This window comes from Streptomyces sp. NPDC091376 (assembly GCF_044757085.1).
In the GTDB taxonomy this organism is placed as follows: domain Bacteria; phylum Actinomycetota; class Actinomycetes; order Streptomycetales; family Streptomycetaceae; genus Streptomyces; species Streptomyces pratisoli.
Map to the genome: position 1 here is coordinate 78,943 of NZ_JBIVUF010000005.1, position 16,359 is coordinate 95,301.

The following is a 16,359-nucleotide window of genomic DNA, read 5'->3' on the forward strand; positions in this document are numbered from 1 at the left end:
CGGGAGGACACGTTCCCGCGCATGCGACGACGTGATCAAGAGGGCGTATGAACTGCTTACCGCTCGTGGTGTACAGGCGCGGGCATTCGGCAGTTCCTCGACCACTCCCGGGAGTCGTAGATGTCCGTAGCCGCATCCCCAGGAGGGCCGGATCCCGCGCTCGGCAGGGCGCGCTCCGTTCCCCGGACCCGGACGCTGTCCCGGTCCCGGGGCTACGTGTCCTGGCTCCTCGGAGCGCTCCTGGTCCTGGGGCCGGTCCCGGCGGCGGTGGCGGCCCCCGCCGACCCGAAGCCGACGACGACCGGACCGACGAGGGCCGAGGCGACGACGGCCGAGAAGAAGGCGGCCGAGAAGAAGGCGGCCAAGACGGACGCGTCCAAGGCGGACGCTGCCACGACGACGAAGCCGAGCGCGGAGAAGCCGAGCGCGAAGAAGCCGAAGCCGCGGCCCAAGGCCGCCGCGCTTCCCCTCGACTGCTCGGGCAACACCATCTACGCCCTGCAGAACGGCGCCAGCGCCTCGGACGCCGGCACCCTGCTCGCCCTCAACGCGAGCACCCTCGCCGGTCCCACACCCACCGTGACGGCGACCGTCGTCAGCAAGATCCCCCAGGGCGGCATGACCAACGCCCTCGGGATCCTCCCGGGCGGAACCGGCGCGTATCTCGTCAACCGCACCGGCAACGCGTCGTCCATCGTCGTCCACGGGTACGACGCCGCGAGCGGCACCTGGACCAAGTACGCCGGGACCACCCCCGGTGACGGCGTCGTGGTGGTGGCCGGCGCGATCGACCCGGCCAGCCGCATCTACTACTACGCCGCCCTCGGCACCGGCACGACGACCACCCCGGGCAAGGTCTCCGTCTACGGTTTCAACACCCAGACGAACACCGCGATCCCCGGCGTGATCGCCACCTTCGACCTGCCCATCACCAGCCGGTTCAGCGCCAACGGGGACATCGCCTTCGACGCGTCCGGCAACCTCTACATCGTCACCTCGGCGAACAGCTCCAACAACGCGGCCATCGGCGTCGTGCCCGGACCGCTCCCCACCACCGGCTCCGCCACCGGGGTCGCGCTGACCGACACGCTGCTGACCACCATCAACAACCCCCAGCAGCGTCAGTACAACGGGATCGCCTTCAACAACAACGGCGAACTCTTCATCGAGTTCAGCTCACCCGCACCGTCCACCGCGACCTTCCTGCAGGCCGTGAACCCCAACAACGGCGCGCTCATCGGTCAGGCGAAGCAGCTTTCGGACACCACCTTCGCCTCCGTGGACCTCGGTGCCTGCTCGACCAATCCGACGCTGACGCTCCAGAAGAACATCGCCGGCCGGTTCGCCACGTCGACCACCTCGAACGACCAGTTCGAACTGTCGATCACCGGCGGCGGCATCAGCAGCGGCAACACGGCCACCACCACCGGCAACACCACCGGCGTCCAGTCACCGGCCGCCGGACCCGTCATCGGCGTCGCGAACACGACGTACACGCTGACCGAGACCGCCGTGTCCGGCGGCAGCCTCGACAACTACACGTCGACCTACGCCTGTGTCGACACGGCCAACGCCGACGCACCCGTCACCTCGGGCACGGCCACCTCGTTCGAACTGCACTTCCCCGCCACCCAGCAGGGGGCGAACAGTCCCCGCATCCTGTGCACCTTCACCAACACACCCGAACCGGCGGCCCCTTCGCTGACGTTGGCGAAGTCGGTGGAGCCGGTGTCGGTGACCGCGGCGGGGCAGGTGGTGACGTACCGGCATGTGGTGACGAACACGGGCAATGTGACGTTGTCGGGTGTGGCGGTGAGCGAGACGGTGTTCTCGGGGACTGGTACGGATCCTGAGGTGTCGTGTCCGGGGACGTCGCTGGCTCCGGGGCAGTCGATGGAGTGCACGGCGACGTACAGCGTCACGCAGGCGGATGTGAACGCGGGGGAGATCGAGAACACGGCCGAGGCGACGGGCACTCCGCCGTCGGGCCCGGCGGTGACGGACACCGCGAGCGCGTCCGTGACCGCCCAGCAGACCCCGGTGCTGTCACTGGTGAAGACCGTCGTCGGGGACGGCGGCCCCTTCCGTTCCGGCGAGATCCTCACGTATTCGTACCTGGTGCACAACACGGGCAATGTGACACTGTCCGCCGTCGACGTGCGCGACACCGTGTTCACGGGGTCGGGCCCGGACCCGGAGATCTCGTGCCCCGACACGGTCCTGGCTCCCGGTGAGTCCGTGACCTGTACGGCGACGTACACGGTGACGCAGGCGGACGTCGACGCGGGCGAGATCGAGAACACGGCGGTGGCGACGGGCACTCCGCCGAGCGGTTCTGCGGTGGACTCGAACGAGTCGTCGGCGATCTTCACCCCGCAGCGGAATCCGGCCCTGTCGCTCGTGAAGTCGGCGACCCCGCCGGCCGTGACCGCGGCGGGCCAGCAGGTGAACTACTCGCTGGTGGTGACCAACACGGGCAACCTGACGCTGTCCGCCGTGGGGGTCACCGAGTCCGCGTTCAGCGGTACCGGCCCGGCGCCGCAGATCTCCTGTCCCGGTACGGCTCTCGTCCCGGGCCAGTCGATGACGTGCACCGCCCCTTACACGGTGACGCAGGCGGACATCGACGCCGGGGAGGTCGAGAACACGGCCGTCGCGACCGGCACCCCGCCCACGGGACCCGCCGTCACGGCAACGTCGGACGAGACCGTCACCGCCGACAGGAATCCTTCGCTGATGCTGGCGAAGTCGGTGGAGCCGGTGTCGGTGACCGCGGCGGGGCAGGTGGTGACGTACCGGCATGTGGTGACGAACACGGGCAATGTGACGTTGTCGGGTGTGGCGGTGAGCGAGACGGTGTTCTCGGGGACTGGTACGGATCCTGAGGTGTCGTGTCCGGGGACGTCGCTGGCTCCGGGGCAGTCGATGGAGTGCACGGCGACGTACAGCGTCACGCAGGCGGATGTGAACGCGGGGGAGATCGAGAACACGGCCGAGGCGACGGGCACTCCGCCGTCGGGCCCGGCGGTGACGGACACCGCGAGCGCGTCCGTGACCGCCCAGCAGACCCCGTCGATCTCGCTGGTGAAGACCGTCGTCGGGGACGAGGGGCCGTTCCGGGTCGGTGAGGTGCTGACCTACACCTTCGTCGTCACCAACACCGGCAATGTGCCGCTCACCGCCGTGAACGTGACCGACATCGCGTTCTCCGGCTCGGGACCGGCGCCGGAGGCGTCGTGCCCGGGCACGGCACTCGGCCCGGGTGTCTCGATGACCTGCACGGCGACCTACACCCTGACCCAGGCCGATGTCGACTCCGGCTCGGTGACGAACACGGCACGTGCGACGGGCACTCCGCCCTCCGGGCCTCCCGAGTCGAGCCAGTCCTCCGCTCTCTTCACCCCTCAGGTGAATCCGGCCCTCGCACTGACGAAGTCGGCCGAACCGGAGATCGCGACCGCCGTGGGGCAGCTCGTCTCCTACGACTTCGAGGTGACCAACACAGGGAATGTGACGCTGAGCCAGGTCGAGGTGACCGAGACGGCGTTCTCCGGGTCGGGACCGGCTCCCCAGATCTCCTGCCCGGGCGGATCGCTCGCCCCGGGAGCGTCGGCGCAGTGCACCGCGTCCTACGTCGTCACCCAGGCCGACTTCAACGCGGGCTCGGTGACCAACACCGCACATGCGACGGCCGTGCCACCGAGCGGCCCCGCGGTGACGACGCCCCCGGCCAGTGCGACCGTCACGATGGAACAGGCTCCGGCCCTGACCCTGGTGAAGTCCGCCTCGCCCACCGAGGTGACGGACGCCGGGCAGGAAGTGGACTACTCGCTGCTGGTCACCAACACCGGCAATGTGACGCTGACCGCCGTGGACGTGGCCGAGACCGCGTTCACGGGATCGGGGGCCAACCCGGCGGTGTCCTGCCCGCGCACCACGCTGGCGCCGGGGGAGTCGATGCGGTGCACGGCGACGTACACCGTCACCCAGGCCGACATCAACGCCGGCGCGGTGACGAACGGAGCGCTCGCCACGGGCACCCCGCCGACCGGTCCCGCGGTGACGGCCACCGCCACGGACACCGTGACCGCTCATCAGGTTCCCGCGCTGTCGCTGGTGAAGACGGTGGCGGGGGACGGCGGTCCGTTCCGCTCGGGTGAGGTGCTGACGTATTCGTACCTGGTGCGCAACACGGGCAATGTGACGCTGTCCGCCGTGGACGTGTCGGACATCGCCTTCTCGGGTTCCGGCACGGCCCCGGAGATCGAGTGCCCGGACGGCGCGCTGGCCCCTGGTGCGTCGGTGACGTGCACGGCGACGTACACGGTGACGCAGGCGGACGTCGACGCGGGGCAGATCGAGAACACGGCGGTGGCGACGGGTACGGTGCCGGGCGGTTCGTCCGTGGACTCGAACGAGTCCTCGGCGGTCTTCACCCCGCGACGCAACCCGGCGCTGTCGCTGCTGAAGTCGGCCTCACCTCCCGTCGTGACCGCTGCCGGCCAGCGGGTGGACTACTCGCTGCTGGTCACCAACACGGGGAACGTGACGCTGTCCGACGTGGACGTGGCCGAGACCGCGTTCAGCGGTTCCGGCTCCGCTCCCGAGGTCTCGTGCCCCGACACGACCCTCACCCCCGGTGAATCGATGACCTGCACGGCCGAATACACGGTGACGCAGGCCGACGTGAACGCCGGAGTCGTCGAGAACACGGCCGTCGCGACGGGTACCCCGCCCACCGGTCCCGCCGTCACGGCCACGTCGAACGAGACCGTCACCGCCGACCGGCTTCCCGCCCTGGCGCTGGTGAAGACCGCGACCCCCTCCGTGGTGACGGCCCCGGGTCAGCGCGTGGACTACCGCTTCGTGGTCACGAACACGGGGAACGTGACGCTGTCCGCCGTGGACGTGTCGGAAACGGCGTTCACCGGATCGGGAGCGGCGCCGCAGGCGGACTGCCCCGAGGGCGGGCTGGCCCCGGGGCAGTCGAAGACGTGCACCGCCTCGTACACCCTCACCCAGGCGGATGTGACCGCCGGAGCGCTGACGAACGCGGCTCTCGCCACCGGGACCCCGCCCACCGGGCCCCCGGTGACGGCCACCGCGAGCCAGACGGTGATCAGCACGTTCGCCCTGATCGCGGACCTGACCGTGGCGAAGACGGCATCCCCGGCCACGGTGACCCGTCCCGGCAAGACCGTGGACTACACCTTCGTGGTGACGAACACGGGGAACGTCGCACTGGCGAACGTGACGGTGAACGAGACCGCGTTCACCGGATCCGGCCCACGGCCCGACATCTCGTGCCCCGGCACCGCCCTCGCGCCGGGTGAGCGGATGACCTGCACGGCGGACTACGAGGTCACCAAGGAGGACATCCGCGCGGGCTCCGTGAGGAACACGGTCACGGCCACCGGCACACCGGCCGGCCTTCCCCCGGTGACCTCGCAGCCGTCGAGCGCCACGGTGACCACCTCCGGGCATCACGGTGCGGTGCTGAAGCTGAAGAAGTCGGCCTCACCGAGCAAGGTCACCCGGCCCGGCAAGCGGGTCGAGTACCGCTTCGTCGTCGAGAACACCGGCACGCAGGCCCTGACCGATGTGCGGGTGGACGAGACGGAGTTCACCGGGAAGGGCCGCGATCCCGAGGTCTCCTGCCCCGGCACCTCCCTCGCGCCGGGTGAGCGGATGACCTGCACGGCGTCCTACGAGGTCACCAAGGGCGACATCCGGGCGGGCTCGGTGAAGAACACGGCCACCGCGACGGGCACGCTGCCCGGAGGCTCCGAGGTGACGTCGAACCGGTCGAGCGCCAAGGTGACCACGTCGAAGGGCCACGGCGACCACGACCACGATTCCCACGACGACGATTCCCACGACAAGAAGCGGCCCGACCACCACCGGCCTTGACACCACGGCCTGACCACCACCGGCACGGACAAGGGCCGGGTCCTCGACACACGTCGAGGACCCGGCCCTTGTCCGTCCCGTCGCGGCCCGGGCGGCCTGACACGGCGGCGAAGACGCCGTGTCAGGGCCGGGCCCGTCAGCCGTTCAGCGCCGCCGTCACCACGGACCGGGCCTCCTCCTGTACCTGCGTCAGGTGTTCGGCCCCGAGGAAGGACTCGGCGTACACCTTGTACACGTCCTCGGTGCCCGAAGGGCGTGCGGCGAACCAGGCGTTGGCCGTGGTCACCTTGATGCCGCCGATGGCCGCACCGTTGCCCGGAGCGTGCGTGAGCACGGAGGTGATCGGTTCTCCGGCGAGGGTGTCGGCCGTCACCTGATCGGCGGAGAGACGGCCCAGTACCGCCTTCTCCTCGCGGGTCGCGGGGGCGTCGAGGCGCGCGTACGCGGGCGCGCCGAACCGGTCGGTGAGAGACGCGTAGTGCTCGCTCGGCGTCCGCCCGGTCACGGCCAGCATCTCCGAGGCGAGCAGGGCCAGCAGGATGCCGTCCTTGTCGGTGGTCCACACCGAGCCGTCACGGCGCAGGAAGGACGCCCCGGCGGACTCCTCGCCGCCGAAGCCGATGGTGCCGTCGGCCAGCCCGTCCACGAACCACTTGAAACCGACCGGTACTTCGACCAGTTCACGGCCGAGGTCGGCCGCCACCCGGTCGATCATCCCGGACGACACCAGCGTCTTGCCGATGCCGGTTCCGGCCGGCCACCGGTCCCGGTGGTCGAAGAGATAGGCGATGGCGGTGGCGAGGTAGTGGTTGGGGTTCATCAGCCCGCCGTCGGGGGTGACGATGCCGTGCCGGTCGGCGTCGGCGTCGTTGCCCGTGGCCACCTGGAAGCGATCGCGCCCCTCGATCAGCGACGCCATCGCGTACGGGGAGGAGCAGTCCATCCGGATCTTGCCGTCCCAGTCCAGCGTCATGAACCGCCAGGTGGGGTCGGTGTGCGGGTTGACGACGGTCAGATCGAGGCGGTGCTCCTCGGCGATGCGGCCCCAGTACGCGACGGACGCGCCTCCCAGCGGATCGGCGCCGATGCGCACTCCCGCGGCCCGCACGACGTCCAGGTCCAGCACGGACGGCAGGTCGCGCACATAGGCGCCGAGGAAGTCGTACCTCCCGGTGGTCGGCGCGGCCAGCGCCCGGCTCCAGGGCAGCCGCCGTACGTCCTTCAGCCCGCCGGTGATGATCTGGTTGGCACGCTCCTGGATCCAGCCGGTGGCCTCGGAGCCGGCGGGCCCGCCGTTCGGGGGGTTGTACTTGAACCCGCCGTCGGCCGGCGGATTGTGCGAGGGCGTGACCACCACGCCGTCGGCCTGGCCGGAGTCGCGCCCGCGGTTGTGCGCGAGGATGGCGTGCGATACGGCCGGGGTGGGGGTGTAGCCGTCGGCGGCGTCGATGAGCAGGGTGACCCCGTTGGCCGCGAAGACCTCCACGGCGGTCACCCGGGCGGGCTCGGAGAGCGCGTGGCTGTCGGCGCCGAGGAACAGCGGCCCGTCGGTGCCCTGTTGGGCTCGGTACTCGCAGATCGCCTGGCTGGTCGCGGCGATGTGGTCCTCGTTGAAGGCGGTGGCGAGGGAGGACCCCCGGTGTCCCGACGTGCCGAAGGCGACACGCTGGGCGGGGTCGGCCGGATCGGGGTGCAGGGCGTAGTACGCGGTCACCAGCCGAGCCACATCGATGAGGTCCTCCGGCCGGGCCGGCTGTCCCGCGCGCTCGTTCGGCATGCGCCCACTCCTTCGCGTCACTCGGTGCGATCAGTGCACGAGTCATGATCGCCTGTCGGTCGTGTTTCGTCCGGTTGCCCCTCCGCGGGACCCTCCGGTGAAGCCTCCAGGCAGACATGCCCACCGTGGGCACGTACACCCGTGGCGGGTGGCGGTTCTCCCGGGCCGGCCGCCGGCCCCGGGACCGGTCAGGCGCTCTCGTCCGTCGCCCGCAACTGCGAGGTATTCAAGGGTTGTTGTGAGAACTGGTGGAGCACGGGGCGTTGACCAGTGCGCATGCGGCTGCCAGACTCGCGGGGCGGTAATTGGTTTAGACCACCTCCGTTATCCGTGTGTGCCCATTGGAGACACCATGAGAACGAGCAGGATCGCGTGGGGCGCCCCGCTCGCGGCCGCGTTCACCGCCGCCGCCCTCGGGCTGGGCGACCTGACACCGCCGTCCGACGTCGCGCCACTTCCCGTCGCCTCGGCCCTTCCCGCCGTCGTACCCACTCCGCAGTCCCTGGCCCGTGCCGGCGAGGACATCGTTGTCACCCGCCGGGTCGTCCTCGTCGCCGACGAGGACACCGACCCAGCTGCCCGCGCCCGTCTCGTCGAGGTCCTCAAGGCCCACGGCGCGGCACGCGTCGACGTCACCGCCCCCCTCAAGTCCGCCCCGGCCTCCTCGCGGGATCTCACCGTGCTGCTGGGACCGGCGTCCCGGCCGGACATCGCCGCGGCTCTGGGCGCCACGCGCGCCCCGGCACAGGCCGAGGGCCATGCGATCCGGGTGGGCGCCGGCCGGCACGCTCCCGGCGTGGTGGCCCTCGGAGGCCATGACGCCGCCGGGCAGTTCTACGCGGTGCAGACCCTGCGCCAGCTCTTCCGTCCCGCCACGGGACCCCGCTGGAAGATTGCCGGCGTCCGCGTCAGCGACCATCCCTCCATGGCCCTGCGCGGGACGATCGAGGGCTTCTACGGGCAGCCCTGGACCCACCAGGAGCGCCTGGACCAGATGGACTTCTACGGCGACGTGAAGGCCAACACCTATGTTTACGCGCCCAAGGACGACCCGTACCACCGCGGCAAGTGGCGGGACCCGTACCCGGCGGACAAGCGATACGAACTCGGCGAACTCGTGCGCCGCGCCGGTGAGAACCACGTCCGGTTCACCTTCGCCGTCTCTCCCGGCGAGTCGATCTGCTACTCCGACCCCGCCGACCGCGAGGCGCTCAAGGCCAAGCTCCAGGCCCTGTACGACCTCGGCACCCGTGCGTTCTCCATCCCGCTGGACGACATCAGCTACACCAAGTGGAACTGCGAGGGCGACGCCACGAAGTTCGGCGCCCCCGGGCGTGCGGCCGCCGCCGCGGCACAGGTCGATCTGCTCAACGACGTCCAGCGGAACTTCATCGCCACCCACGAGGGCGCCCAGCCCCTCCAGATGGTGCCCACCGAGTACGGCGACCTGACCGACACCGCGTACAAGCAGACCATGCGGGCCGAACTCGCCCCCGAGGTCGTGGTGATGTGGACCGGCACCGACGTCGTCCCGCCCAGCATCACCAACGCACAGGCGGACGCGGCGTCCACGCTCTTCGGCCGCAAGGTGTTCGTCTGGGACAACTATCCGGTCAACGACTTCGGCAACACCAGCGGCCGACTGCTGCTCGCCCCGTACGACAAGCGCGAGGCCGGTCTGTCCGAGCATCTGAGCGGCATCGTCGCCAACCCGATGAACCAGCCGTACGCGAGCAAGGTCGCCGTCTTCGGCGCCGCCGACTTCGCCTGGAACGACCGCGCGTACCGGGCGGCTTCCAATCGGTCGCGGGCGATGTCCTATCTCGCGGGCGGTGACCGCAGGGCGACCGAGGCCCTGCTCGTCCTCGGCGACCTCGAACATCTCGCGCCCACCTTCGGCTCCACCCCCTGGCAGAGCCAGGCACCGCGGCTCGCCGCCGAGGTCTCGGACTTCTGGGCCGCCTGGGACGGCGCCGACCGGGACAAGGCGATCCGTTCGCTGCGCGGCTACGCACAGGAGATCCAGCGTGCGCCGGCCGTCATCCGCGGCGGCGCGGTGCAGCGGGGGTTCGTCGCCGACGCCGGCGCCTGGCTCGACGCCACCGAGCTGTGGGGCCGGGCGGCGGTGAGGATGATCGACGCCCTCGCCGCCAGGAACGACGGCGACAAGGGCCGGGCCGACAGCCTGGTGGCCGAGTCCCGCGCGCTCCAGAGCCGGGCCAGGGCCGTACGGACCGTCCCGGCCCGCAACACCTGGGGCGAGGTCCAGCCCAAGGTCGGGGACGGCGTTCTCGACGCGTTCCTGGCGCAGGCCGACGTACGGATCAGCCTGTGGGACGTCGCCGGAGGCGGCCACAACCTCGCCCTCGCCGGTACCGCCACCGCGTCCGGTGTGGAGCAGGACCTCGACCGGTTCGCGGCGGCCAAGGTCAACGACGGCGACCCCGGCAGCCGCTGGGCGTCCGGATACAGCGACGACTCCTGGGTGCAGATCGAGCTGCCGGCCCCGGCGCGTGTCGCCGCGGTCACCCTCGCGTGGGAGTCCGCCTGCGCGTCGGAGTACGCCGTGCAGACGTCGACCGACGGGACCGCCTGGACGACCGTCGCCACCGAACGTCCGGAGTCCTGCGGCAACGACGTCGTGCGACTGCCCTCCGGGAGTGAGCCGGTCCGCTACGTCCGGATGCAGGGAGTCAGGCGCGCGACGACCTGGGGCTATTCGATCTACGAGTTCGGCGTCCACGGCGCCGTCGATCCGGGTGATCGTGGCCGGTGACGGAGCCGGGTGATCCGGCCGGATGATCAACGTGCCGGTGGCCGTCGACCCGCGGGTCGGGCACGGCCACCGGCCGGAGCGCGTCATGAAGAGCCAGAGCGCATCATGAAGAGATGGCGAAGGCGACGATCCTGACCGTCGACGACGATCCAGGGGTCTCCCGGGCCATCGCCCGCGACCTGCGGCGCCAGTACGGCGACCGGTTCCGGGTCCTGCGCGCGCCCTCGGGTGACGAGGCCCTCGAAGCCCTGCGCGAGCTGAAGCTGCGCGGTGACCCGGTGGCCGTGATGATCGCCGACTACCGCATGCCCGCGATGAACGGCGTGCAGTTCCTCGAAGCGGCCATGGACCTGTTCCCCCGGGCGCGGCGGGTGCTGCTGACCGCGTACGCCGACACGGGGGCGGCCATCGACGCGATCAACGTGGTGGACCTCGACCACTACCTCCTCAAGCCCTGGAGCCCACCGGAGGAGAACCTCTACCCCGTCCTCGACACCCTGCTGGACCTGTGGGACACGGCCCCCGACCCGGACGCTCCCGAGACCCGCCTCGTCGGCCATCGCTGGTCGGCGCCCTCCTTCGCCGTGCGGGAGTTCCTCGCGCGCAATCTCGTTCCCTACCGGTGGATCGCCGCCGACGAGCCCGAGGGCACGGAACTGCTCGAAGCGGCCGGCCTGACCGCCGCGGACGTCCCGCTGGTGATCACCACCGACGGGAAGGCGCTGCACGCCCCCACCGAGGCGGAACTGGCCGAACGGGTCGGCCTGAACACCAGCCCCGCGTCCGACTTCTACGACGTCGTCGTCATCGGGGCGGGCCCGGCGGGCCTGGGAGCCGCCGTCTACGCCGCCTCGGAGGGCCTGCGCACCGTGCTCGTCGAGCGCAGCGCGACCGGCGGACAGGCGGGCCAGAGCAGCCGCATCGAGAACTACCTGGGCTTCCCCGACGGGGTGTCCGGAGCGCAGCTGACCGACCGGGCGCGCCGGCAGGCCGCACGCTTCGGTGCCGAGATCCTGAGCGCGACCGAAGTGGTGGCCCTGGAGGCGGCGGGAGCGGGACGCGTGCTGCGTTTCGCCGACGACACCTCCATCGGCGCGCACACCGTCGTCCTGGCCACGGGTGTCTCCTACCGCCGCCTCGCCGGGGCGCACCTGGACTCCTTCAAGGGCGCGGGCGTCTTCTACGGATCCGCCTCCTTCGAAGCCGCCAACTGCCGGGGCGACGACGTGTACATCGTGGGCGGCGCCAACTCGGCGGGCCAGGCCGCCGTCTACTTCTCGCGCTACGCGGGGGCCGTCCATCTGGTGATCCGCGGCCCGGACGTCGCCCGGTCGATGTCCCACTACCTGATCCAGCAGATCCAGGCCGTCCCCAACATCCGCATCCGCACCTGCACCGAGGTGATGGCCGGCGACGGCTCGGATCACCTGGAGAAGCTGACCCTGCGCGACAACCGCACCGGAACCGTCAGCACCGTCGACGCCTCCTGGCTGTTCGTGTTCATCGGCGCCGAGCCGCAGACGGACTGGCTGGACGGCCTGGTGGCGCGCGACGGCCGCGGATTCGTCCTCACCGGACCGGATCTGCCCGCGGCGAGCAGCCGGTCGCCCCGGTGGCCGCTGACGCGCGCTCCGTACCATCTCGAAACCAGCGTCCCCGGAGTGTTCGCCGCGGGGGACGTACGCGCCGAGTCGGTCAAGCGGGTCGCCTCGGCGGTGGGTGAGGGAGCGATGGCCGTCACCCTCGTACACCGCTACCTGGAGGCGCAATGACCGCCTCGACGTCCCGGAGCGCGCTGAGCCCGGACGAACTGCGCACCCTCTTCCTCTTCGAGGCGCTCGACGACGAGAAGCTGTCCTGGCTCGCCGAGCGCGGACGGGTCGAGGTGCGGGACGCGTCGACCGATGTGTACACGCAAGGCGAGAGCGCGACCTGCTTCTTCGTGCTGCTGAGGGGCGCGGTCGCGCTCAGCCGCCATATCCACGGCGACGACATCGAACTCAGCCGGACGGACCAGCGGGGCGCCTACGGGGGCGCCACCCAGGCCTATCTCGGCGACCGGGTGGACCAGGTCTACTCCCACTCGATGCGCGCGATCACCGACGCGGAGTTCTTCGTACTCCCCGCGGCGGAGTTCGCCACCGCGCTGCGCACCTGGTTCCCCATGGCCCTGCACCTCCTGGAAGGGCTGTTCCTGGGGACACGCGCCATCGACGTGATCGTCGGCGAGCGCGAACGGCTCCTGGCGCTCGGTTCGCTCACCGCCGGGCTGACCCACGAACTCAACAACCCCGCCGCCGCGGCCGTCCGGGCCACCGACACCCTGCGTGACCGGGTGGCCAGGATGCGGCACAAACTGGCGCTGGTCGCGGACGGCCGGATCGACGGCACACGCCTCCATGAGCTGGTGGAGATGCAGGACGCCGCGGTGCGGCGGACGCTCCAGGCACGGAAGCTGTCGGCGATCGAGGCGGCGGACGCCGAGGACGAACTCGGCGACTGGCTGGAGAACGCCGGTCTGGACAACGCCTGGGACATCGCTCCCGTCCTGGTCTCCGGCGGCATCGACCCCGCCTGGCTGGACGAGGCCACCGAGGGGCTCACGGACGAGAACCGCCTCGCGGCCGTGGGCTGGCTCAGCTACACCGTGGACACCGAGCTGCTCATGGGGGAGATCGAGGACGCGGTCCGGCGCATCTCGGGACTGGTCGACGCGGCACGGCAGTACTCCCAACTCGACCGCGCCGCGCAGCAGCCCGTGGACATGCACGAACTCCTCGACGCCACCCTGGTGATGTTCCGGGCGAAGATCCCCGGCGGTGTCCAGGTGGTGAAGACGTACGACCAGGACATGCCGCACGTCCTCGCCTACGGTGCGGAGCTCAACCAGGTGTGGACCAACCTGATCGACAACGCGCTCGCCGCCATGGGCGACAGCGGTACCCTCACGCTCGCCACCTGGCACGACGAGGACTGTGTGCACGTAGAGGTGCGGGACACCGGGACGGGGATCGACCCCGAGGTCCGGCCACGGATCTTCGAACCGTTCTTCAGCACCAAACCGGTGGGCGAGGGCACCGGGCTGGGACTGGACATCTCCTACCGGATCGTCGTCGACAAGCACGGCGGAGACATCCGCGTCGAATCCCGCCCCGGCGACACACGCTTCCGCGTCTCCCTGCCCCTCGCCCGGCACGCGGCCGCCGAACCGTCCTGAGAGCCGAGAAGCCCACACATGGCGATCACCTGCGCGTGGCGCGAGCCTGGGGAGGAGGGCCCTTCGGCGAGCACCGGCGGCCGGAGCCCCGACAGCAACCGAAATCGACGACCGAGAGCGATCGAGGAGCGGCGCCATGGCGGACGACCGGATTCCCGGGATCGACCCCACCTCGCACCCCAGCGGCGACGGCTGTGCCGAGTGCCTGGCGGGTGACGGGCCGGGCTGGTGGATGCATCTGCGGCGGTGCGCCGAGTGCGGGCACATCGGCTGCTGCGACTCGTCCCCGTCCCAGCACGGCACCCGCCACGCGGTCGCATCGAGCCACCCGTTCCTCACCAGCTTCGAACCGGGCGAGAACTGGTTCTGGAACGCGCAGACCGAGGAGTACTTCGAGGACGGCCCCAAGCTCGCCGGCCCCGACTGCCACCCGCTCTCCCAGCCCACTCCCGGACCGGCGGGCGCCGTCCCGCCCGACTGGGAGCGGCACCTGCACTGACACTGACACGGTGTGTTCCACGCGGAGGTGACGTCGCCATGGCCCGGCCGATCATCGTGGGGGTCGACAGATCTCCGGAGAGTGTCGCCGCCCTGGAGTGGGCGGCCGAGGAGGCACAGCTGCGCGGAAGGCCCCTCCAGGTGCTGCACGCGTGGGCGTGGCACCCGCTGCCTCCGGCGTCCGTGCCGGCCGGCACCAGCGAGCACGAGTGGGCCGAGGGGGTGCTGAACGAGGCTCTGGAGCATGTTTCCGGGATCTTTCCCGGGCTCCCGGTGGAGGGGGAGCTGGTGTCGGGGGCCGCGCGGGACATGCTCGTGGCGGCCTCGTCGAGGGCGGAGATGCTGGTGATCGGATCCCGTGGCATCGGGACGCTGACCGGCTTCCTCGTGGGTTCCGTGGGCCTCGCCACCGTTGCCCGTGCGGAGCGACCGGTGACGCTCGTCCGCCCGGCCGCCGGCGCGGGCGCGGCGGAGACCGCCGGTGGCGGGGCGCCGCCCGTCGTCGTCGGGCTGGACGCGGCCCATCATGTCGACCCGCTGATCGAGTTCGCCTTCGAGAGCGCCAGGGTCCGCGGTCTCGCCCTTCGGTTCGTGTACGCCTTCAGTGCCCCGACCATCCATGAGCGCCTGGCCGGTGACCTCGAATCGCCCTACGGCCATGTGCTCAGGCAGGAGCGGGAGCAGGCGCTGGAGGCCGCGCTGAGCGGCTGGCGCCACAAGTACCCGGAGGTCGCGGTGGCCGAGGCGGCCGTACCGGGCAAACCGGCCAGGGTGCTCCTCGAAGCCGCGCGGGAAGCCCGCCTGCTGATGCTCGGGCGGCCGCGGCGCCCCGGCCGTCCGGGGACGCACGTGGGCCCGGTCGTCCATGCGGCGCTGCACCACGCCCCGTGCCCCGTGACTGTGGTACCCCACGACTGATCCACGCTGCGCGCCTGTCACTGTGGTGCCCCACGATTCATCCGGACTTCGCGCCCGGCGGGAATGGAGCGCCGGTCCGCGTTGTCGAAGACTCCGGGGGTGTCGGGAGTGCTGGGCCGGTAGGGGGCCGGCGAGGGGCTGGGAGAGGGGCAGCATGCTGGAGGCGGTGGGCCTTTCGGCCGCCGAGACCGAGGTGTACGGCGCGCTCGTCGTCGCCGTCACGTCGTCGGCACGGGAGATGTCCGCGACGACGGGCCAGGACGAGAGGAGCGCGGAACGGCTGCTTCTCGCGCTGGAGGAAAGGGGCCTGGCCCGCGGGGTGGAGGACAGCCCGGGGCGTTACGCGGCCAACCCGCCCGATGTGGCGCTCCTGCCGCTGCTGGATCGTCGCGCGGACGACCTCGACAAGGCCCGCGCCGCGGTGAACGAGCTCATGGAGAACTACCGCCGTAGCGCCTGGAGCCGTGACGCCGGCGAGGTGATCGAGATCATCAGCGGGGCCGGGGCGCTGCGCCAGCGACTGCGGCAGGTGCAGGACAGTGCCCGCCACGAGCTGCTGTGGTTCTGCAAGGCGCAGTACGTCGCGATGCCGTCCGGCACGAATCGCTCGGAGTTCGACGCACTGGCCCGGGGGGTGGGCTACCGCGTGCTGTACGAGCAGGCGTTCTTCGACGACTCCGGCTCGGTTGACAACGTCGTCAGGGCCGTGCGCGCCGGGGAGGCCGCCCGCGCGGTGCCCGCGCTGCCGCTGCGGATGGCGATCGCCGACCGGAGTCTGGCCATCTGCCCCCTGGCGCCGGACGGTCCGGCAGGCAATCCGCGTGACGTGAGCACGGCCGTCGTCCGCGGCAGCAGCCTGGTGGAGGCGCTCGTCGCCCTGTTCGAGCGCTACTGGGAGGTCGGCGCCCCGCTGCGGGTGACCCCGGAGGGCCAGATCGGCGGGACCGTTCTGTCGGCGGACTCAGCCGCGCTGACCCCGGAGGACCAGCACCTGTTGTCGCTGATGGTCGCCGGCATCACCGACGATTCGATCGCCGGGCAGCTCGGCGTCAGCAAACGCACCGTCCAGCGGCGCATCCAGGGTCTGATGAACCTCGCCGGTGTCGCCACCCGGATGCAGCTCGGCTGGCATGCCGCGCGCCGCAACTGGCTCTGAGCATGCGAGATGCGGCCGGCGAATCCGCCGGCCGCACCCCTCCGGGCGGCTCCGTGATCTCCCGCCCCCACGCGGGTGATCACGTCACCCACGCCGCCCGGGGCCTT

The 16,359-nt window shown here is 71.1% G+C and carries 8 protein-coding genes; 7 read left to right on the top strand and 1 reads right to left on the bottom strand.

Annotated features, from left to right (window positions below; translation table 11 throughout):
• Nucleotides 1-120 precede the first annotated feature (120 nt).
• Nucleotides 121-5,910 carry a hypothetical protein gene (locus tag ACIQMR_RS12605; protein WP_401385399.1) on the top strand — a complete coding sequence of 1,930 codons (5,790 nt, stop codon included), beginning with the start codon at nt 121-123 and terminating at the stop codon, nt 5,908-5,910.
• 136 nt (nt 5,911-6,046) lie between these two features.
• On the opposite strand, the gene pgm is transcribed toward ACIQMR_RS12605, so the two are convergent.
• Nucleotides 6,047-7,687 carry a phosphoglucomutase (alpha-D-glucose-1,6-bisphosphate-dependent) gene (gene pgm, locus ACIQMR_RS12610; protein ID WP_401385400.1) on the bottom strand — a complete coding sequence of 547 codons (1,641 nt, stop codon included), beginning with the start codon at nt 7,685-7,687 and terminating at the stop codon, nt 6,047-6,049.
• Between the two features lie 352 nt (nt 7,688-8,039).
• Here pgm and ACIQMR_RS12615 point away from each other — a divergent pair, with 352 nt between their 5' ends.
• The 6 genes from ACIQMR_RS12615 to ACIQMR_RS12640 all read left to right on the top strand — a co-directional run bounded on the left by ACIQMR_RS12615 (nt 8,040) and on the right by ACIQMR_RS12640 (nt 16,252).
• Nucleotides 8,040-10,463 carry a beta-N-acetylglucosaminidase domain-containing protein gene (locus tag ACIQMR_RS12615; RefSeq protein WP_401385401.1) on the top strand — a complete coding sequence of 808 codons (2,424 nt, stop codon included), beginning with the start codon at nt 8,040-8,042 and terminating at the stop codon, nt 10,461-10,463.
• A 113-nt stretch (nt 10,464-10,576) separates the two neighbouring features.
• Nucleotides 10,577-12,235, top strand: coding sequence for an FAD-dependent oxidoreductase (locus ACIQMR_RS12620; protein WP_401385402.1), 1,659 nt, complete (start codon nt 10,577-10,579; stop codon nt 12,233-12,235).
• Nucleotides 12,232-13,680, top strand: coding sequence for an ATP-binding protein (locus ACIQMR_RS12625; protein WP_401385403.1), 1,449 nt, complete (start codon nt 12,232-12,234; stop codon nt 13,678-13,680). Before ACIQMR_RS12620 ends, ACIQMR_RS12625 begins: the two co-directional genes overlap by 4 nt.
• Before the next feature lie 136 nt (nt 13,681-13,816).
• Nucleotides 13,817-14,179, top strand: coding sequence for a UBP-type zinc finger domain-containing protein (locus ACIQMR_RS12630; RefSeq protein ID WP_401385404.1), 363 nt, complete (start codon nt 13,817-13,819; stop codon nt 14,177-14,179).
• Between the two features lie 38 nt (nt 14,180-14,217).
• Nucleotides 14,218-15,096 (top strand): universal stress protein, encoded by an 879-nt coding sequence (locus ACIQMR_RS12635; protein ID WP_401385405.1) that lies wholly within the window; start codon nt 14,218-14,220, stop codon nt 15,094-15,096.
• Between the two features lie 154 nt (nt 15,097-15,250).
• Nucleotides 15,251-16,252, top strand: a complete 1,002-nt coding sequence (locus ACIQMR_RS12640) for a helix-turn-helix domain-containing protein (protein WP_401385406.1) — start codon at nt 15,251-15,253, stop codon at nt 16,250-16,252.
• Nucleotides 16,253-16,359 lie beyond the last annotated feature (107 nt).